This is a genomic window from Chryseobacterium pennae, from assembly GCF_003385515.1.
GTDB lineage: Bacteria > Bacteroidota > Bacteroidia > Flavobacteriales > Weeksellaceae > Chryseobacterium > Chryseobacterium pennae.
On record NZ_QNVT01000002.1, the window covers coordinates 171445 to 191190 of the forward strand.

The window sequence follows — 19746 nt, forward strand, 5'->3', positions numbered from 1 at the left end:
GTATTACATACAGATACTTCTAAAAAACAGAATACCTTCCCAATCAAAAAATGACTGAGAAAAATAGATTAAGATTGAAGAAATCTTGGCGGCTGCCAGATAGAATTAAGAATTTCCTTATTGTAAAGAGCACTTTTATAAAAGGTCTTCTTGATCTCAATAGGAGTAAATACCTTCTCTATACAATGAAAATCTAAGGAAGAATTGATGGTAAAAACTGCAGACAGTAGGCTTCCATGTGAGACAAAAGGCAGTCTCTGGTCCTGATCATGGTCACTGTCTTTTACAGGATGATCGTAATGAGTTTTCAGAAATGCCGTAAGTGACATTTCAGGATTCAGGTTTTTGTGCTGAATGTAATGCTCAATAAGAAGCGGCATTTTCAAAAGCTGATATAGTTCAGTTGTAGAAACCAAATACAATGTTAACAACAATATGGAAATCAGCTTTTTCACTGTATCAAAATTACAACTTTTTTCATTAAGAATCATTTTAAACAATCAAATACTGCTTATTAATTATTAGAACAAATAAATACTTGTTAGTTCTGCCAAGGGAACCATAGTCTTTATATTTATTCCGAAACACTTTATAAGAAAAGTAAGAGGAACCAGGTGTAAATCATTAAAAATAAATCTAACTCAAAACTACACTTTATTGATATTACCATCTGTTGTTTGATACTATAAAAAACCTTAATAAAGAATAACTAATTATAATTGGTTAAAACCAAAAAAATTCAAAGTATTATCCCTTTTTTGATTAACTTGAAATCAACATGAACCACCGGTTCTTGCTGCAGATGCACTTCTGGAAGTCCCACTATTTGTTATTTTTGTCTGCCTGAAATATCAACTTAACATCAGATGCTGCTGCAATACCATTCACCGTACCTCTCACCGCATTATATCTGTAAAGGAAATATCATTTTTCATGCAGAGGCAGACTAATCCTCCAAATAAATATTGCAATTGGTAATATGTAAGGAATTCAGAAGGTAAAATATGAATAGAATTACTCTTTTTTCTAAATTCTGTATTTAAAAACTCCTGCTTCTGTTCTCTGGATAGAGTAAAGTTGCAGGAGTTCGTGGGAATAATTTTTCTTTATTTTTGTTTTTAGAATCTTGAAGTGTGATTTTAGTTCATCTAAAGTTTGGTGACGATTAAGTAACCATAATTATCACTCCCATTTGGAATATTCATTTGACACGTTTGGGTATTATAGCTGTCTCCTCCAGCATAATTAACAAACAACGCTACTTTTTCATTTACTGCCGTACTTTGATAGGCAACAATAAGCTTCTGTGGATTAGCATACGCATAACTGCTGGTATGAATTCCTCCTGTCGCATTTCTTCGAGCAATCGCATAATCTCTGAAAATTGTATTGGTAGAATAAGCAGAACTTCCATTACCGGCTGTAGCAAATATGGTATTGATAGCAATCTGACCAGTATTAGATGATGTTGTTGGCAGTCCGGTACAAAATGCTGTCTGATACATCTCAAAAAGATATACACCAGGTTCGGGAATCGTTAGATAACTTATATTGCTGACAGATTGTGAATTGACAGTTCCCGAAACATCTGTTCCGAATCCAAAACCTGTTGTATTACCTTTAACATCTCCTCCTGCAGGAAAAGGAATATTGGTATACATATTTGTATTATAAAGCGAAAAGTTACCAAAGGATGAACTGCGTTTAAAATAAAAATACTGAATTGTTGCAGGCTTAACCTTAGCAGCACCACTAGCATCAACAGCAAGAGGACTGTAAGGAGAAGACAAAACAGGCAGATTTTCATGTTTTACCTCAGTTTTTATATGCAGTAAATCAGTAGGTAGAGATATACCTGTATTAATTCCTAGGTACCCATTATTTTGGAGTTTAAATAATTCTGATCCATCTGAGTTATTAATTTCCAGAGCTTTAGTTGTCAAATCATTCCCTTTTGAAATAATATCTAATGCTGCTGAAGGATTACTGATATTGATTCCCACCTGTCCCCAAACTTCAGCACTGACTGAAGTTAAAATTATTAAAAATATCTTTTTCATAATTAGTGAATCATAATTTGGAAATATTCATTGTTATTTTATTGGATAAACCAGGAGGAGCAGCAAAGGCACACACATTTGTGGGAAAGCTATCACCAAAACCATAATTTACAAAAAGGGCAATTTTTTCATTTGCTGCTGTAGTTTCAAATACTAGAAAAACAGTGTGGGGAAGTGGAAAATTATAAGGCCCTGTAATTACCGCACCAGTATCATTTCTTCTGGGTAAACCATTGTAACGGACTACTGCTAACCTATTGTAGCTCGTACTAGCTGAAGATGCTTTGAATAGAGCTGTTCCTATTCCCAACATCCCATTGGATGAATCAGTAGGACTTCCAGTGCAATTGGTATAGTAATTTAAATTTATTTTATAAACCCCAGGCTCCGGAAAATTGATATATCTTACATTTGAGGATGAAATTACGGTACTGTTAACATTTAAAGAGGCAGAAGCGTCAGTACCAAATCCTGTATTAATAGTATTGGTAACAGCCTGTGCAGAAGTAAGAGGGATATTGGTATAAACACCGATATCTGAAAGTTGGAAACCAGAAGTAGTAACTGTTGACGCCATTGCCATATAAAGGTATTTCGTAGGCTCTGGAACGTAGGTTCCAACTGTACCATCATCTTTGATAGCAAGAGGAGATAAACTTCCGGAAACAACAGGTAAGTTTTCATACCTTACACTTCCGTTGGTATGCAGTTTTGCAGTGGGATTAGAAACATTAATCCCGACATTTCCATTATCAAGAACTGTCAGAAGTTCTGTTCCATTGGAATTACTTATTTCAAGTGCTTTAGTCGCATTTGTATTTCCCTTAGATTTAATATCTAACATGGCGCTGGGAGTCACCTCATTAATACCAACTTGCGCAATCGTAGTAGCTGATAGTAATATACTTGCAAAAAATACTGTTTTTTTCATATATGCTGTTTTAGAGTTTGTAAAATATGAGGGGGTATTAAAAAGTAGATCTATCTTAGTCTATCTCTATAAAAATAGTATAGAATAGATATGGAAAAAGTAAACTAACTACATGTTTACATCTTCTTGTCAAATGTATTGTAATATCACAAAAAAATCTACACTGCATTTGCACTGCAACAAATAAACAACTGAATATAAGCACTTTACCCAAAAGCGAATTATTATTTTCTTTCCAAATCATTAGGATTAATTCAATGGAAGGAGTATCCCAAATCCCATAGTTGCAGCAGTAGGATTACAAATTAGTACATTGTATGATCACAATATGGTTTCTACAAAATAGGAAATAGATTAGTATACATTTGGAATAATCTATGAAATAACAGGTTACTTTCAAGCCATATAGACAAAAAGTAATGCAGGAAACATTGGTAAAAAGTTTTGTCAAAAACTAATTTTGACTCCCAGTAAAAGCATTGTGCCGTTTTACAAGTGAAACATGATCCTTTAATTAATGTTCCAAAATCCATTTGTTAAAATCTATGTCCTTTGGAAGCTCAAGTTTCTTTCTTAACCTGTATTTTTTAGATTCAACAGTCCTTAATGAGACGTGGTCATAATCAGCAATTTGTTTATTGGAAAAGTTCAATTTGATAAATGCACATAATCGTAAATCATTTGAAGTAAGCTGACTATACTTAGAAGTAAGATGGTTACAAAATTCAGGATACAATTCCTTAAAACGATTCATAAAAGAAGGATCAGAATTTTTCACAAGTTGAATCAGTTCATCATGGACGTTGCTAAGCTTTCTTCTGAGCTCTTGAGATTCCTGCACTTTTTGATTTATTAAAAAATCTTTTAGCTTTTCTCGCTTTTTTAACTCATCACGAATCAAGTAAATAGCTACGATACTCATGATTAAAATACTTACAATAATATAGTAAAAATAAAATTTATTACCTTTTTCTTTTTTCAACTCCTCATCAAGAATTTTTTCAATTACAATGTTGGTAACAGTTTCCTCCTCAGTTCTTAGACTATCACGTAGCTGAGAGTACTTCAATACAAATTCTTGTTCTTTTTCCTTATTATTAAGTCCTTTATAAGCTTCAGAAATTAGCTCATATGATTCCAAATTTCTTTTTCGCAGATTGGCTTTAGTAGTAATTTTTAATGAATTAAATAGATAATCCAGAGCTTTATCATAATGTTTTTTTTTGATATTTAGTTTACCAAAAGCCCGCAATACGTTAGCCTTTCCCTCAATAGGAATCTCTTTTATAAACAATAAATCATTAGCTTTATTGATAAAAAATTCGGCTGAATCAATATTTTGTTTTTGAAAATGCCTATTGGCAATAGTTATAAACAGCATGGGCATGGGAGACTGCATGCACTTTTTTTCATTACTATATACTGAATCCATTATCCCTAGCGCCTGAAAGCTATTTCTTTTCCAATCATATATATTATATAGTCTCTTTTCTCTCGACTTTTTATCTTCAATTCTTTGTGCACATTCAAATGCAATATCAAAGCTTCTTATCGCTTGTGAATGTAGATGAAGGAAATTGTAATTGACACCATAGACGAAATATAGATACGCTAGTAAGTTATTATCTTCGTCTTTATTGAGTTCTTTTTTAGCAATTTCTAAAAAATCAAGGCTCATTTTGTTTTTATTAAATACAGTCAGAGCATAAGCAATATTAATGTTCCCTCTTATTTCTCCTTTTTTATAGTTCTGTTTCCTAGCTGCTTCAAGGTACTTTCTTTCTTGTAAAATTATTTTTTTAAAATCACCATTTCTCAACAGTTTACCAAAAACCTCTGTCTGTAAACTGTCAATATCATGTATCTTGGATTGTGACTTATATTCTAAAAAAGAAAAAATGACCCCTAAAAAAAATACTTTTCTAAAATAAATCATACCAATAAATAAAGTTGAATTCATACTTTACAAAGTTGTTTTTACTCCATTTATTGATAAGGAATGTTGATCCAGTACAGTTGATCCTGAACAATATTTATAGCTACTAAAGGAAGATAGTATTATTTTTTCCATACACTTTTTGACCTCAAATATATAATATTTTACTTTGTTTTTAATTTATATCATTTTTTTCATTAAAAAAAGACTATAAATTAATTTTATTCTAAATAAAAATGATTTTAAATTAATTTTTTACTAAAAAAAACCAGCAAATCACAAGTATATTGGGTATACATGAAATGGTAAAAAGTAAATTCCATCAATACTTCTTATTAAGGATGTATAGCAGCATCTTTTGTATATTATCTTATGGGTGAGCTGTTATTTTAAAATGCAGTATGAACAATATATATCCAAGTTCTTTTACTCTATGATTTAAAAACAGGTAATAATTTAGAAAGGGTAAAGCAGAAGATTCGAATGGACACTATACAGTAAGGAAAAGATTTTTTTCTGCCAAATATTCGATGAAATGGTAAATTATGAGCACATAGCAACAATGACTGCCCAGGTATCTACTAAGACCTAGTATTGATGATATTATATAATTCATAGTGCAGTTACATTTTTTCAGAGAAAAAATTCTTAATATTGATACATAACATTCCACAGACTAAATATTATAGCATAAAAAGTAAAGTTTTACTCCTGACACATCATTATATGTTTTTAGAAGCGACTATTCTGTCTGCTAAATGTCTGCAGAGAAAATATCAGTTCCTACACAGGAGCAGTTCAATCTGAGACGCGGCTATTTTAATTACCATACATGAAAAATTCTTCCTTTGAAAAATTTACCACAGAGATTAAATAAAAAGATTGTTCTGGACGTCGGGAAGGCCTTCTCAACTATGAAAGAGCTATTTTACTATATAAAATTAAGGACTGCGATTTGCTATAAAAAATATACCAATTAATTCTCTTTAATAGTATATTGTATCCCTAAAAACTATTTAATTATGTCCGTTAAGCATAATGTTCAAAACCAAAGCAAAAAAATCAAAAAATTTTTCGGACTACTAGGTCCTGGATTGACAACAGGGGCTGCTGATGATGATCCTTCGGGAATTGCTACATACTCTCAGACAGGGGCTCAATTCGGTTATGGGCAGCTATGGACCGCACTCTATATGCTACCATTTATGATCGCAGTACAGGAAGCCTGTGCAAGAATAGGAATGGTTACTGGTAAAGGATTAACAGGCGTAATTAAAGAACATTACAGTAAAAAAATCCTATATAGCTCGGTAGGGCTCGTTGTTATTGCTAACACAATTAATATAGGAGCGGATATAGGAGCCATGGCGGCAGCGGCACAATTAATTATTCCTGCCGATATTGTTATCCTAATGCTGTTGTTTACTGTTAGCATACTTACTTTAGAGATTTTTACCAGTTATCGTGTATATTCAAAAGTTCTTAAGTGGCTGGCATTATCACTTCTTGCCTACCCTCTTACAGCTTTCATGATTGATCAGCCATGGAAAGAAGTACTAAAAGCCTCTATGGTTCCTCATTTCGAATTTTCTTTCAATTTTCTGTTCATAATCACAGGAGTATTTGGGACGACTATTACACCTTATATGTTTTTTTGGCAAGCATCTCAGGAAGTAGAAGAAGAAAATAAAAGAGGTCTGATTCAAGATGGAAAGCCCAGCATCGGCTGGCGCCACATTCATGCGATGAGAAAAGATAATAATATAGGGATGATTATCTCTGAGTTTACTACATGGTGTATTATTTTGGTTGGAGGAACCGTTTTACACAGCGCTCATATAACAGATATTAATACTGCCGCTGATGCAGCAAAGGCTTTAGAACCTTTAGTTCAATCATTTCCCAATTCCGGATTGATATCAAAAATTATATTTGCAATTGGTATCATTGGCTTGGGACTACTTGCTGTTCCAGTTCTATCAGGATCAGCATCTTATGCAGTTTCGGAAGCTCTCAACTGGAATGCAAGTTTAGATCTGAAATTTACCAAAGCAAAAGGCTTTTATATGGTCATTATTATTTCTACACTTATTGGCCTTTGCATGAATTTTATTGGGATTAATCCAGTGAAAGCCCTTATTTACACAGCAGTTCTCAATGGTGTAGCTGCCGTACCCCTCTTGTTTCTTATTATCCGGATATCTGCAAGTGAACACATTATGGGAGAATTCAAAAGCAGATGGCTGTCAAAAAGCTTATTATGGGCAACTTTTTTCTTCATGGCTGCTGCATCAATTGCTATGTTTTTTACGATCTAAATAGATCGGTAAATATAATAGAAACAGCTAATACTGAACAATTTATATATAATTTAATATCTGCAGTATTTGAGCATGATATTGGTTTTCCCTGTGACTAACGAAATCGTGATGATTAAAAGCAATAGTTCCAGGAGAACGGTCGATTTGATGTTGATCCCCCACTTCATCCGTATTCCGCGGATTACCGATATGACCGCAATGGCTGAAATGCTCAGTCCTATTGTTATGAATAATTTCTGAGACGTCTCTGTTAATTGAGAAAAAAGCAAAAGATAAAAGTCCATTGACGTATGCTCAACATCAATACAGAGATGAAATCTCTTAAATTTATTTTGATAAAAAATAGATTTGTAATTTTTGTTTAAATGTGTTCAGTCGAACCATTAGCAAAAAACTAAAAAGATCTCTACAGGTCTTATTTTATAATCTTCCTCAACTGTTTTTTGATATTATATTACTCTTTAAATGAGTATTCATCATATAACTTATTAATGAGTTCATCGGAGCTAATATTTCGTGCGAAAATAGGATAATGAAAACGATCCAGTTTGTTGAGGATACGAATCAGATCCATTTTTTCATTATGATTAAGATTCCCCGCAACAATATTGGTAGCCTGACGAATTTTTTTCATTTGCTTTTCCAGGATCGCTTTTCCCCTATCAGAAATACGGATCAGTTTACTTCGTTTATCCAAATCAGAATCTGTCTGTTCGATCAGTCCCTGACGCAGAAGTCTTGCGATGATCAGCATGCCAACTGGCTTATCGTGAATATTTTTTTTGATGAGCGCCATCTTAGTCATCTCTCCAAAAGCTTTTAGATTAATCAGGTAAATAAAGTCTTCCTGGGTAGAAAATTCAGAATCTGTGATAGCTGACTTTGAATAAGTCTTAGCATATCGGTTAAGATGGACAAGTAATGTACTAATTGCACTTTCGGCTGTTCTTCCATTCTCTTTTCCTTCCCAGTATGGCTCAGCAGCATCACACACAGACTCGGCATTCTCTTTACCGGAAACCCACAGTTTAAAACCCTCAATAGTGGGCGGATAGGAATTCTGAGATGTTTTATTATCTGATTCGAATTGCTCAAGAAGAGTCATAAAGTCTTTGATAAGGGTAAAATTCATTTCAATTAAAATACTTTACAAATATACCTGCTTTTAATTTAATCTATATTTTTTTACTCAAATGTATAAATTTGATTTTTTACATCTATTAGTAAACGATACCGACAGAAAAAATAAAACTCCCTTTATTTTTCTATTAAGGCATTTACAGTAAAAGCTTCATGAATTCACAAATCAAAAATAGAACACAAATAAACTATATTTAATTATTATATAAACTGTCCGAAACTTTAAAAGCTCCGGACAGTTGATGTCTTAAATTAACATTAATTGGTCTTTTTTCTCCATTCAGCCTTCACATCTTCAGCAGCATCTTTAGTGCTTTCCCAGGCATCATCAGCTTTATCCTTAATATCTTCCCAGGCATCTGAAATGTTTGACTTCACCCTTTCTAACCAGTCTTCATGAGAAGCTTCCTGATCATTATCTCTTTTTTCATTGATATAGTCTTTAGCTTTATCCCCTAACTCGCTGATCTTCCATTTTGCATTATCAGCCGCATTTTTTAAAGAGTTTTCTGCTTCATTAACTGCATTTTCTGCTTTGTTGTAATCTGAATTATTCATAATAATATATTTAAGTAATTTGGTATATAAATAAACAATGTTTATGCCTAAAAATCATTTATAATGTTAAACTTTCTTAAAGTTTTAAGCCACTATCGGAGAACTCATTTTAATTTTGGATACTTACCTCATATCCAAGACCATAAGAATTAAGTTATCCGATTTTCAATCCTAATCATAGCTTAATGCAAAGAACAGGTCATTTACTTCTGCTAAGCTTCTTAATCATTCCCTTAAAAATAATCTCATGAAACGGAAGCACCATCAACCAATATATCCTACCCCATAAACCTTTTGGACGAAATACAGCTTTCTGCCATATTTTATTTTTATAAATCTTAAACATAAGCCAGGCTTCTCCGGGAAGTTTCATTTCAGCGAGTAAGATAAGCTTTCCCTCATTGCGGTTGGCATACAACACCCTCCAAAAGTCTAGGGCATCCCCTTCTTTAAGATCTGAAGGGTGTCTTCTTCCTCTTCTGAGTCCAGGGCCACCAGCAAGTTTATCAAGAAAGCCTCTTATTTTCCAGAAACCCTGGGCATACCATCCGTTTTTACCACCCAGCTCAAAAATCTTATTGATACAATCTTCCCTGTTATCGTATTCTTCACTTCTGAGATCGGTAAAACAGCCGTATTTGGGAACATCCTGATATTCTTTTAAAGTAGAATCATTTCGGCTGCTGACAAAACTGTCTTTCCAGCTCGACACGATTTCATTGGCCTGAATTTTTGTCAGTGTTCTTTTAAGTGCAGTCTCATAGGAAAACGGCTGTACGTTTGTAATTGATTTAATCAGAGCCAGATTTTCAGGTCTGCAGACAACTTCTATTTTCATACTTCCCACAAGAGCCTTTGCCAGATGATAAGAAGTTGAAGTAATAAAATAGAGCCAGTAAGAAGAAAGCTTTGGAGTCATTACCGGAAGGGTAAAAATAGTCCTTTTCAATCCTCTTACCTTCGCAAACTTCAACAGCATATCTTTATAGGTAAGCACATCATCACACCCGATATCAAAATCTTTCTGATAAGCTTTCTCTTTAAACAAAACAAAAATCAGAAAATCGAGAACGTTAGCAATTCCTATTGGCTGGCATTTAGTGTAAAGCCATTTAGGAGCTACCATCAACGGCAATTTTTCAACGAGGTCTCTTATAATTTCAAAAGAAGCACTTCCTGAGCCAATAATAATACCTGCCCGAAGAACGGTGGCAGGAACTCTACAATCCATAAGAATTTTCTCAACCTGATATCGCGAACTTAAATGTTTTGAAAGTTGTTTTTCATTGACCAGACCGGAAAGGTATACTATATGCCTGCAATGTGTCTTTTCTATATATTCTGAAAAATTACGGGCACATTTCTTTTCCAAATCTTCATAATCTTCATTTGTACTCATGGAATGCATTAAATAATATGCTCCATCAATATCTTCAGGAATATTCTGTAATGTTTCCGGTTGTAAAAAATCGACTTCAATAACTTCAACAAGCTTATCATCAATATTTGCCGTGAAACGATTGATATCCCTGCAGCAGCATACTACTTTATATCCTTGTGCAGCAATGACACTAATCATTCTTTTACCAATATATCCGGTAGCACCGGTAAGCAGTATTTTTTCCATGATGACGGGATTTAAATGTATAATTAAAAAGTATTACCCTTCAGGTATGACATTATATCTTCTCCAAAAGATGACCAAAATAATCCTTTTTCCTAACGAGATAGCTTTCATTTACCCCATTAGGATCAATTTCTAAGGGAATTCTACTATTAAGTTTGATGCTGCTGTTCTCAACAGATTTGATCTTTTCCGGATTGTTGGTCAGCAGATTTATTTCTCTGATATTTAAAATATCAAGCATTTCAACTGCGATATCAAAGTTTCTTCCGTCTGCCGGCAAGCCGAGTTTCAAATTGGCTTCAACGGTATCTAACCCTTTTTCCTGAAGTTCATAAGCCTTCAGTTTATTGATAATTCCAATATTTCTTCCTTCCTGTCTGAGGTAAACAATAACTCCCCCATATTCAGACATATATTTCATAGCAGCATCCAGCTGTTGTCCGCATTCACATTTTTTTGAATGAAAGACTTCTCCGGTAATACATTCTGAGTGAAAACGGACATTGACTACCTTATTAAAATCAGTATTTTCCGCCACTAAAACCAAATGGGGGCTCCAGTTTTCTTCATTTTCTGAAAATGCATACATCGTGAATAACCCGTAATCTGTAGGGATTTTTGATTGTGCCTGTATTTTAAGCATAAGTTCGATTTTAATTTTAAATTAATTGATCATCTATTTGTCAAACGGACTTTCTTTATCCTGTTTCACCCAGATGAGCTTTGAGGTATCATATCCTATTTCCTGTGCTTTGATCATAAATTTCTGTTTTATATTTTCGGGTATATTTTTTTCACGGGAAAGAATCCACAGGTAATCTAAATTTTTCCCGGCAACCAATGCATATTTGTAATCTTCAAGTGCAACAACATTATATCCTGCATAAAAAGGCCCGAAAAAGCTTACCTTCAATGCAGCAGTATTCTTGTCTCCTCTAAATTTGGCGGTACCATTAACAGAAACCCATTCCTTCTTTTTAAAATTATATCCGCTGTTGGTTACATTCACACTTCCATCCGCATTAAGACTGTACTGAGCCATTGCATTATCAAGATCTTTTTCAAAACGATAATCAAATCTGGCAATTTCATACCATGTTCCTAAATACCTGTTGACATCAAACTGATTGACTGGTTGTGCTTTTTCAGGCATAGAAGAGCATGAACTAAGAATATTTAATAATCCGAAGCTCATTAACAAGGTGAAAATTATTCTATTTTTCATTTTTAGTTATTTTTTTAAAGAAATAAATATTGAGTAAAAACTGGCTGTATCCGTAAACGGCATCTTCAATAGGGATAGTGCCCATCCTGATCCCCAAAAAATCATCAGGATTATAGTTAACAACTGGTGAAGGAATTATAGAGCCCGTCAGTATTCCATTCACTGCGAAAAATCCGGGCATCAAAACCAGATAGACAAAACTTGCTCTTGCAATCCATTCTTTTTTAGCAATAAAATGCAGATAGCAAAGGGTGATTAACGTTACAATAACTGTAAGCAAAGTATATATTCTCTCATAGTAAAGAAGTCCTGCCACACAGAGAACAATAACAGCCGTAAACACAATGAGATTATTAAATACATTAACCCATGCCAGCTTAAAAAATTTTTCAAGGCAATAGTAAGTAAAGACACAGGCAAAGGGAATACAGTAAAAGAACAGCCATTCTTCAATAGGAAGTCCTGAAATTTTAACTCCTAATGTATATCTGTAATCAAACCACCATACCCCTTTTCCGGTGAACCATATATCCCACACAATAAAAGGAATGGCCACAATGGTAGACGAGAGCAAAAATTTTCCGAAAAGTTTGTTAAACTGTATTCTTCTGTCAAAAGAAGCCAAAAAGCAAATAATGACCGTGAAAAAATTAATCAGTATGTAAGTATATTGCATCATTTTTTGTTGAAATACATTTTAAAATAGATCATGGGAACCCACAAAAAGCCAAAGCACTCTCCTTCTTCTTTTCCCAAATGCTTGTGATGCTGCTTATGAGCACGTCTTATAGCAAGCAAATAGGGATTTTTCGTTTTGGTCAACACCTTTGCTCTCTGATGAATAAAAATATCATGAACAAAGAAATAAGCCATCCCATAAAGACTTATACCCAAGCCAATGAAAAACCAATAACTGAATTCCTGACGTACTCCTAAATATAATAAAGCAATTGCAGGACTGGCAAAAATGAAAAAAAACAGATCATTCCTCTCCAGTTTCCCGTTATGGCTGTGATCATGATGATCACGGTGCAGGCCCCACAGAAAACCATGCATAATATATCTGTGGATCAGCCATGTGGCGCCTTCCATAGAAATAAAAACACTCAAAACGATCAGAAAATTCATATTTAATTATGTTTACTGTTAAAAAGATCATTTAAAACCCTATACCGGAAATCGAAAATACTATTGAGTTTTTCTTCAACAAATAACCCGTGAGCCAACCTTCCTAAAATGCCCAGCGGGAGCTCATAATCTACAGTATCTTTCATTAATATTCCATTCTTATCAGGAATAAACTCATGAAAATGATTCCAATATTTATAAGGTCCCTCTTTCTGAAAGTCCGTAAAGTTCTTATAGTCATCTACCTGACTGATAATTGTTTTCCACTTCATTGGAATTCCCAATACAGGAGAAACTGTATAATCTATTTCCATTCCTTCAAAAATAGATTCATCCTGAATATCTGAAAGAACTACAAAATTCATGTTTTCAGGGGTTATTTCGGATAAGTTATGAGGGGATGAAAAGAATTTCCATGCCGTCTCAATAGTACACTTCAAACGTTGTTCTCTGTATAATCTGTACATCATTTATTTTTTTATTGATATGAAAGCTCTAAAAAGTTCCTTTTAAACAGTATATGTATTAGAAATAAGCAGATTTGTATCTTATATAGCTTTTAAATGCAACCAACAGCTTCTGTGAATTCGCAATCCTGATTCTCTGCTGCAAAATATGCTGAGAACTTGTTTTCTTTATCTTTTCAAATAACAGCAGATAGTATCTGTATGCCAGATACACTCCGAACATGGAAGAGCTTGGTAACTTCTTAATTCCCTGTAATGCCTCCTTAAATTCATCTTCAATTTCTTTTTCAATCTGGGCTTTAACCGTATTATCGAAGACAGACATATTCAGAGACGGGAAATAGGTTCTTCCCAAAATCTGATAATCATCTTTCAGATCCCTTAAAAAATTTACCTTTTGAAAAGCAGACCCCAGCTTCATGGCAAAAGGTTTAAGTTTTTCAAATTGCTGTTTATCACCTTCTGTAAATATCTGCAGGCACATGAGACCTACCACTTCTGCAGAACCGTAGATATACTCATTGTAAAGATCGGAGTTGTAGTCTATTTTTTGCAGATCCATTTCCATACTATGCAAAAACTGATCGATCAATTGAATATTAATATCATACTGACGCACAGTTTCCTGAAATGAATGTAAAATAGGATTGAGTGATATACCGTCTTCCAGCGCATCATAAGTTTCAGCCTTTAATCTTTTCAAAAGTTTCTCTTTATCATACCCATGAAAACTATCAACAATTTCATCTGTAAGGCGCACATACCCATAAACAGCATAAACAGCAGGTCTGATAGAAGGCTTCAGAGCCAATATTCCTAATGAAAAACTGGTACTGTATTTTTGAGTCGTATACTTACTGACCTCGTAAGACAACTCATCAAACAATTTTTTCATATTATTTTATTTTTAGTTTATTAACCTCTTCTGCTACAATCTTTCCAGAAATAACTGCCGGGGGAACTCCTGGTCCCGGAACTGTTAACTGTCCCGTATAAAAAAGATTTCGGATCTTTCTGTTTCTTATTTTGGGTTTTAAAACAGCCGTCTGCGATAAGGTATTGGACAATCCATAGGCATTTCCCTGATAGGCATTATAATCCGAAACAAAATCACTTACACAATAACTTTTTTTATATTCAATTCTGGAACTCAGACTGGTTTCACCAGTATGTTTTTCAATTCTCTCAAGCATTTCTTTCAGGTATTCTTCTCTTACAGCTTCTTCATCATTTATTCCTGGTGCCAGGGGCAGCAATAAAAAAAGATTTTCACATCCTTCAGGAGCTACATCCGGATCAGTTTTTGAAGGGCAGCACGCATAAAAAAGTGGTTTAGAAGGCCATTTCTTATTGATATAAATACAGTCTATATGATCATCAAGCTTATTTTCAAAAAACAGAGTATGATGTTTTACATGAGAAATTTTCCCTTTGATTCCCAGGTAATAAATCAGACATGAAGGAGCAAAGGTTCTTGTTTTCCAATAGGCATCTTTATAGTTCCTGAGTGACTTGGGAATTAATGTTTCTGTATGATGGTAATCCGATGATGCAATCACGGCATCAAATTCATAATCTTTACCATCTGTTGTTATTGAGACTACTTTCCCATTTTTTGTATTGATTTTCTGCACCTCATGATTAAAATGAAAAGTCACCCCCTGTTTTTCAGCAACGTCTTTCATGCCCAAAACAAGCTGATAAAATCCTCCCATCGGGTATTTCGTCCCCAATACATATCCCCCATAATTCATAAGACTATAAAGTGCGGGAATATTCTGGGGTGAGGCACCAAGGAATATAACCGGGAATTCCATCAGGGATCTGAGCTTAGAATCGGAAAAATAACCAGAAACATATTTCCTGAAATTGCTCAAAAGATCAAGCTTCAGTGCACTGCCCGCTATTTTTAAAGAAGCAAATTCCAACCAGTTATAACATGGTTTTGTTACAAAGTCTTTCATTCCTACCTCATACTTGAATTTGGCAGACTGCATAAATTTATCATATTGCTTAGCAGCTCCGGGTTCTATCTTTTCAAATAACTCACGGATGTCATCATTTTTCTCAGGAATTGAAACTTTTTCTTCTGAAAAAATCATTTCAAACTGAGGATTCAAAGAGACCAGTTCAAAAAAATCGGATGCTTTAGAATCAAAATCAGCGAAAAAACCTTCAATAATGTCCGGCATCCAGTACCAGCTTGGTCCCATATCAAAAACATAGCCTTCTTCAGTCTTAAATTGTCTTGCGCGGCCCCCAGGCTGGTCGTGCTTCTCAAATACATGTACTTCATTTCCTGATTTTGCCGCATAGGCTGCAGCAGACAGCCCGGAAAATCCAGAACCTATAACCGCAATTCTCTTTCTTGAGTTTTCAGTACTCATCGTTATTTATTTAATAGTTTTCCAAAGACACTTTTATGGTTGATTCAGTTCAGTTTTTTATACGCAGTATCCAAAAGATCTCTTGCATCCAGATTCATGTGGTAAAAAGAATCATGAAAATCATCCAGTTTAGAGAGTATCGTAATAAGCAGCATTTGTTCAGAATGAGTAAGGTTTCCTACTACAACATTTGAGGCTTTACGGATTTCATCCATATTTTCATCCAGTACAGTAAGCCCTTTCCCAGTTATACGAATACGCTTTGTTCGTTTATCTTTTTCAGAGACTGTTTGTCCAACCCAACCATGATGAATTAATCGGTTAATAATAAGTATGCCTGAAGATTTCTCATGCACATTATGTCTTATCAATTCCATTTTCGTCATCTCTCCCATCGTTTTCAGACCGATCAGATAAATAAAATCATCCTGGCTTGAAAAAGCTGAATTACCAATTGATCTGGAATAAGTTTTTGCATACCTCCCCATTCTTATTAATAATGTATTAATGATACTATCAGAACTTCTTCCCGATTCTTTACCTATCCAAGATGGATCTGCTGATTCAGAAGTATTTTTATAGGAAGAATTAATCCACTCCATAAAGCCATGAAGATCGTTACTGTATAACGCCTCACTTTCATTTTGCTCCATAAATTGCTGAACAAGTTCTATAACTGCTTTTATAAGATCAAAATTCATAACTTATATATTAGTATACAAATATACTTATAATAGTATATAAATATACTATTATTTTATTTTATTTTAAATCTTAAGAATTACAACGTGGAGATTTAAAGATTTACTTCTAAAAGAAGAGCAGATACAATAAAATATAAAACACTAAAAAACAACAATTTAAACATTAAAAAAAAGTTAAAAAACATATAATAATGAAAGGGAGATTAACAAACAATAGTATATTTATAAACCTAAATATATTTTTAATATAAAATTTGATAAATAAGAAACACTTTAATGCAGCCTAAAGCGATATTGAAAAACTTTGTAAAAAGACTTAATATCTACTAAAATAGGGAAGAAAAAAAACAGTACAATGAAGACAATAAAAGCCATAGGAAAGTACATTATACCACTTTTAGTTATACTAATTTTTTGAAACTAACTTTTAAGCAAATCTCAAATTAAATTACAAGATATTTCCAGAGAGAAATGGATTTAGTAATTCTTTTTTAATTTAGCTTAATCGAACCAAATCATCTATAAAAGTGTTTGAAGATATGCTAGCCAAGGTCACTTAAAGAGACAACTGTCAAATAGTTGTCTCTTTTTTTTGACATAAAAATCTCTATAACACTCATTTTAGGTGTTTGAAAACTTCTGGAAGTTTACATTTTATTTTGTCTACGAAAGTTTCCTGGAGTTTGACCTGTTCGATTTTTAAAAAACTTTGAAAAATTAGAAGGATCATAGGTGAATTTTCTAGCTACTTCAGCAATGGATACATCTTCTTTAAGTAATATTTCTTTTGTTATTTTTATGATTTTAACATCGTAGAAATAGCTGGGATGATTTCCAAACTCATGTTGAATAATATTTATAAGATGTTTATGAGAAACTGCCAATTCTGAAGCAATCTGGCTCAAACCCATGAAATCGGTTGTCCTTGCCGAAATAACATCATCTATATGACGATCTAAAAACTCAAAATATTTCTTTGAAATTTCTTCATTTCTACTTTTCTTTTTTCCTTCATCCATGTTGTTTTTCTTTGTAACTAGATTCTCTTGACTGAAAACCTTTGGGAATTATAAAAATTATCATTTGTAAGTATCAGATAATCAAACGAAAACACCCATCAGAGTCGTAATTATAAAAAGACTAGATTTTTTCCGATTTTATTTCTTGGGTTTTGGTCATATGATTATAGGTTAATACATGGCAATATTAACATCAACATCCCTTTCTAACAAATGTTGTATGTGATGATTTCTGAATTATTCCAAACAAAATTTATTCAGCCATTAATATTTTACAAAAAATAAAAACTGATTATCAAGCACATATATTTCTACTGGATAGATAGATACATAACAACTCTCTATTATTAAACCGTTTCTCTTTACCAATCGTAATGTGATAAACCTCAATAAATAGAAAATGCGAAGTTCCATGAAACATCGCATTATTATAAACTCAAAGTTTTTATGGGATAAAGTACCCTAAAAACTATACAGCAACTTTCAATTGCTCTACAAAATAAGAAGGCGTAAAACCTGTTTGCTGTTTAAAAGCATTCACAAATACCCTTGGTGTAGCATATCCGCACTCCTCTGCCAGGTAAGTAATCTTGTACTCTCTGTAAACTGGGTTTTCATACAGCATTTTAATGATATAATTGATTCGAAGTTCGTTGATATAACTAGTGAAATTATGGTTCTTATAAGTTTTTATGACTTCTGAAAGATACTTTGGATTAGTCACTAAACTACTAGCCATCCAGGTAAGGCTCACCTCCTTTCTCAGATATTTCTTTGAACCCTCAAATTTTTCAAGCTTCAGAAGTAAGGCTTTCATCGTTTCATCAGTAATGGTAACAGAAGGTTTCACTTTATTATTTTCATTATTCTTTTCAGATGCTGACTCCAATTTATTGTTCTCGTTTTCAATCTGTATTTTAGCAATCAGATCATCATACTTCTTATGAATAATCTTGTTGCTGCGTCTTCGGTACATCAACATTCCGCCTGTTATAAGGATAAGAATCGTAAAAGAAATAACAGCAATACTCTTTATTTTTTTATCGCCATTGCTTTTTGTTTCTGAAATTATCTTTTTAACGGGAGCTTCCACGGCATCTTTTTCTGCGGAATTAATACTGTCATTCAGTTTTGAAAAAAGATCGAGGTATTTTTGAGAGGTTGAATTTTCTCCAACACTCAGATAAGATTTTGCCAATACCATATACCCCACTCTTCGATTATAAGGCATACTGCTGGATTTTTCCAAAGCCAGCATTCTCTCTCCGTATTCTATGGCCATCCTGTACTCTTTTTTCATATGATAAAATTCCTGAAGCGCCTGATATAAATCTATTTTTGTATTGGGAAGTACATCTCCTTTAAGTAAATCAAACTGTTTTAAAGCTTCCATAAAATAAAATTCAGAGAGTTTCACATTCCTATCTTTATTTTTGCTGTTTCTATAGTGTATCCCTAAGTTCATATTGATTGATACCAACATGTCTATTTTTTTTTCTAAAGGAATGTCTTTACTCTTATTACTTATTTGTAAAGCCTCTTCCCTGCTTTTTTCCAGATAATACTCCACTTTTTCATTTGATCGATCCTGGTAGTATGGAGTCATATTATAATAAACCAAAGAAGCCTGATAATGTCTCCGATCCGGCTCTGCAATAAGTTTCACATATTTTACAGCAGCTTCGTGCTCCTTTAAACTCTCATCATACATGCCCAGATCATCATAAGCAGCACCTCTTCTACTGCATAAAGAAGATAAGGATTCATAATCTTTTAGCCTCATCGCCAACTCTATGGCCCTGTTTGATATTTCCAACGTTTTTTTGTAGTCATAAGCATTGAAATAGAACATCATAATACTTTTTGTGGCATTCAGTTCTCCTTTTTCACATCCTACAGACTTAGCGAGATCATTAGCTTTTTGAAACAATCCGAGAGCTTCTTTACTTTTCCCATCGTTGTCAAGAGATGTTCCCTTGTCAATCAATTTATCAATTTCTTTATTTCCGGGACATAAAACTGTTTCTGCCTTTGTTATGGAGGAACTAAAGAAAAATAATAGGGTAATAAAAACGGTATACAATCTCTGAAAAAACTGATTCCTGTCTTCCCAAACAAACCAAGATATTTTTTTAGCCATAAGGTTATGTTTTATAATGAATTAGTATTTTTATTATTCTGAAAGTCAAAAAATAGTATATTATTCAAAATGTCTATTAAAAGTCTAGATAATTTAACTGTCA

Annotated in this window: 18 protein-coding genes; 1 reads left to right on the forward strand and 17 read right to left on the reverse strand. The window is 33.4% G+C overall.

The genetic code is table 11. From position 1 onward, the window contains the following. Nucleotides 1-68 precede the first annotated feature (68 nt). The 4 genes from DRF65_RS03330 to DRF65_RS03345 all read right to left on the reverse strand — a co-directional run bounded on the left by DRF65_RS03330 (nt 69) and on the right by DRF65_RS03345 (nt 4951). Nucleotides 69-491 (reverse strand): hypothetical protein, encoded by a 423-nt coding sequence (locus DRF65_RS03330; RefSeq protein WP_115968831.1) that lies wholly within the window; start codon nt 489-491, stop codon nt 69-71. 657 nt (nt 492-1148) lie between these two features. Next, entirely contained in the window at nt 1149-2060 is a 912-nt protein-coding gene (locus DRF65_RS03335) for a hypothetical protein (RefSeq protein WP_115968832.1), read from the reverse strand. Between the two features lie 10 nt (nt 2061-2070). Continuing rightward, nucleotides 2071-2991: a hypothetical protein gene (locus DRF65_RS03340; RefSeq protein WP_123947265.1), complete on the reverse strand. Its 921-nt coding sequence runs from the start codon at nt 2989-2991 to the stop codon at nt 2071-2073. Between the two features lie 514 nt (nt 2992-3505). After that, nucleotides 3506-4951, reverse strand: coding sequence for a helix-turn-helix transcriptional regulator (locus tag DRF65_RS03345; RefSeq protein ID WP_115968834.1), 1446 nt, complete (start codon nt 4949-4951; stop codon nt 3506-3508). A 998-nt stretch (nt 4952-5949) separates the two neighbouring features. Here DRF65_RS03345 and DRF65_RS03350 point away from each other — a divergent pair. Further along, nucleotides 5950-7245, forward strand: coding sequence for an NRAMP family divalent metal transporter (locus DRF65_RS03350; RefSeq protein WP_115968835.1), 1296 nt, complete (start codon nt 5950-5952; stop codon nt 7243-7245). A 457-nt stretch (nt 7246-7702) separates the two neighbouring features. On the opposite strand, the gene DRF65_RS03360 is transcribed toward DRF65_RS03350, so the two are convergent. The 13 genes from DRF65_RS03360 to DRF65_RS03420 all read right to left on the reverse strand — a co-directional run bounded on the left by DRF65_RS03360 (nt 7703) and on the right by DRF65_RS03420 (nt 19643). Beyond that, nucleotides 7703-8380 (reverse strand): MarR family winged helix-turn-helix transcriptional regulator, encoded by a 678-nt coding sequence (locus tag DRF65_RS03360; protein ID WP_115968837.1) that lies wholly within the window; start codon nt 8378-8380, stop codon nt 7703-7705. A 266-nt stretch (nt 8381-8646) separates the two neighbouring features. Then, nucleotides 8647-8946, reverse strand: coding sequence for a hypothetical protein (locus tag DRF65_RS03365; protein ID WP_115968838.1), 300 nt, complete (start codon nt 8944-8946; stop codon nt 8647-8649). Between the two features lie 199 nt (nt 8947-9145). Then, nucleotides 9146-10573 carry an SDR family oxidoreductase gene (locus tag DRF65_RS03370; protein ID WP_115968839.1) on the reverse strand — a complete coding sequence of 476 codons (1428 nt, stop codon included), beginning with the start codon at nt 10571-10573 and terminating at the stop codon, nt 9146-9148. Nucleotides 10574-10625: 52 nt separating this feature from the next. Beyond that, nucleotides 10626-11216: a GTP cyclohydrolase II gene (ribA, locus tag DRF65_RS03375; RefSeq protein WP_115968840.1), complete on the reverse strand. Its 591-nt coding sequence runs from the start codon at nt 11214-11216 to the stop codon at nt 10626-10628. 33 nt (nt 11217-11249) lie between these two features. Then, nucleotides 11250-11798 (reverse strand): lipocalin family protein, encoded by a 549-nt coding sequence (locus tag DRF65_RS03380; RefSeq protein ID WP_115968841.1) that lies wholly within the window; start codon nt 11796-11798, stop codon nt 11250-11252. Then, entirely contained in the window at nt 11788-12477 is a 690-nt protein-coding gene (locus DRF65_RS03385) for a lycopene cyclase domain-containing protein (protein ID WP_115968842.1), read from the reverse strand. The genes DRF65_RS03380 and DRF65_RS03385 overlap by 11 nt, the downstream gene beginning before the upstream one ends. Next, the gene (locus DRF65_RS03390) at nt 12474-12926 is read right to left on the reverse strand and encodes a sterol desaturase family protein (protein ID WP_115968843.1); all 453 of its coding nucleotides are present in this window, start codon (nt 12924-12926) and stop codon (nt 12474-12476) included. The genes DRF65_RS03385 and DRF65_RS03390 overlap by 4 nt, the downstream gene beginning before the upstream one ends. A gap of 2 nt (nt 12927-12928) precedes the next feature. Continuing rightward, entirely contained in the window at nt 12929-13396 is a 468-nt protein-coding gene (locus DRF65_RS03395) for an SRPBCC family protein (RefSeq protein ID WP_115968844.1), read from the reverse strand. A gap of 55 nt (nt 13397-13451) precedes the next feature. Beyond that, entirely contained in the window at nt 13452-14288 is an 837-nt protein-coding gene (locus DRF65_RS03400; RefSeq protein ID WP_115968845.1) for a phytoene/squalene synthase family protein, read from the reverse strand. Between the two features lies 1 nt (nt 14289). Then, a complete protein-coding gene (locus tag DRF65_RS03405) occupies nt 14290-15780 on the reverse strand; it encodes a phytoene desaturase family protein (protein ID WP_115968846.1) in 1491 nt (496 codons plus the stop codon). 44 nt (nt 15781-15824) lie between these two features. Continuing rightward, entirely contained in the window at nt 15825-16481 is a 657-nt protein-coding gene (locus DRF65_RS03410) for a MarR family winged helix-turn-helix transcriptional regulator (RefSeq protein ID WP_115968847.1), read from the reverse strand. 650 nt (nt 16482-17131) lie between these two features. Then, on the reverse strand, nt 17132-17503 hold the full coding sequence (locus DRF65_RS03415) for a helix-turn-helix domain-containing protein (protein ID WP_115968848.1): 372 nt from the start codon (nt 17501-17503) through the stop codon (nt 17132-17134). A 469-nt stretch (nt 17504-17972) separates the two neighbouring features. Beyond that, nucleotides 17973-19643, reverse strand: a complete 1671-nt coding sequence (locus tag DRF65_RS03420) for a helix-turn-helix domain-containing protein (RefSeq protein ID WP_115968849.1) — start codon at nt 19641-19643, stop codon at nt 17973-17975. Nucleotides 19644-19746: the final 103 nt, after the last annotated feature.

What these genes read in the sequence shown, in the direction of transcription:
- DRF65_RS03420 (WP_115968849.1), bottom strand. Translation starts at nt 19,643, where the DNA reads ATGGCTAAAAAAATATCTTGGTTTGTTTGGGAAGACAGGAATCAGTTT.
- DRF65_RS03335 (WP_115968832.1), bottom strand. Translation starts at nt 2,060, where the DNA reads ATGAAAAAGATATTTTTAATAATTTTAACTTCAGTCAGTGCTGAAGTT.
- DRF65_RS03385 (WP_115968842.1), bottom strand. Translation starts at nt 12,477, where the DNA reads ATGATGCAATATACTTACATACTGATTAATTTTTTCACGGTCATTATT.
- DRF65_RS03415 (WP_115968848.1), bottom strand. Translation starts at nt 17,503, where the DNA reads ATGGATGAAGGAAAAAAGAAAAGTAGAAATGAAGAAATTTCAAAGAAA.
- DRF65_RS03365 (WP_115968838.1), bottom strand. Translation starts at nt 8,946, where the DNA reads ATGAATAATTCAGATTACAACAAAGCAGAAAATGCAGTTAATGAAGCA.
- DRF65_RS03340 (WP_123947265.1), bottom strand. Translation starts at nt 2,991, where the DNA reads ATGAAAAAAACAGTATTTTTTGCAAGTATATTACTATCAGCTACTACG.
- DRF65_RS03405 (WP_115968846.1), bottom strand. Translation starts at nt 15,780, where the DNA reads ATGAGTACTGAAAACTCAAGAAAGAGAATTGCGGTTATAGGTTCTGGA.
- DRF65_RS03330 (WP_115968831.1), bottom strand. Translation starts at nt 491, where the DNA reads ATGATTCTTAATGAAAAAAGTTGTAATTTTGATACAGTGAAAAAGCTG.
- DRF65_RS03345 (WP_115968834.1), bottom strand. Translation starts at nt 4,951, where the DNA reads ATGAATTCAACTTTATTTATTGGTATGATTTATTTTAGAAAAGTATTT.
- DRF65_RS03410 (WP_115968847.1), bottom strand. Translation starts at nt 16,481, where the DNA reads ATGAATTTTGATCTTATAAAAGCAGTTATAGAACTTGTTCAGCAATTT.
- DRF65_RS03395 (WP_115968844.1), bottom strand. Translation starts at nt 13,396, where the DNA reads ATGATGTACAGATTATACAGAGAACAACGTTTGAAGTGTACTATTGAG.
- DRF65_RS03380 (WP_115968841.1), bottom strand. Translation starts at nt 11,798, where the DNA reads ATGAAAAATAGAATAATTTTCACCTTGTTAATGAGCTTCGGATTATTA.
- DRF65_RS03390 (WP_115968843.1), bottom strand. Translation starts at nt 12,926, where the DNA reads ATGAATTTTCTGATCGTTTTGAGTGTTTTTATTTCTATGGAAGGCGCC.
- DRF65_RS03360 (WP_115968837.1), bottom strand. Translation starts at nt 8,380, where the DNA reads ATGAATTTTACCCTTATCAAAGACTTTATGACTCTTCTTGAGCAATTC.
- DRF65_RS03350 (WP_115968835.1), top strand. Translation starts at nt 5,950, where the DNA reads ATGTCCGTTAAGCATAATGTTCAAAACCAAAGCAAAAAAATCAAAAAA.
- ribA (WP_115968840.1), bottom strand. Translation starts at nt 11,216, where the DNA reads ATGCTTAAAATACAGGCACAATCAAAAATCCCTACAGATTACGGGTTA.
- DRF65_RS03400 (WP_115968845.1), bottom strand. Translation starts at nt 14,288, where the DNA reads ATGAAAAAATTGTTTGATGAGTTGTCTTACGAGGTCAGTAAGTATACG.
- DRF65_RS03370 (WP_115968839.1), bottom strand. Translation starts at nt 10,573, where the DNA reads ATGGAAAAAATACTGCTTACCGGTGCTACCGGATATATTGGTAAAAGA.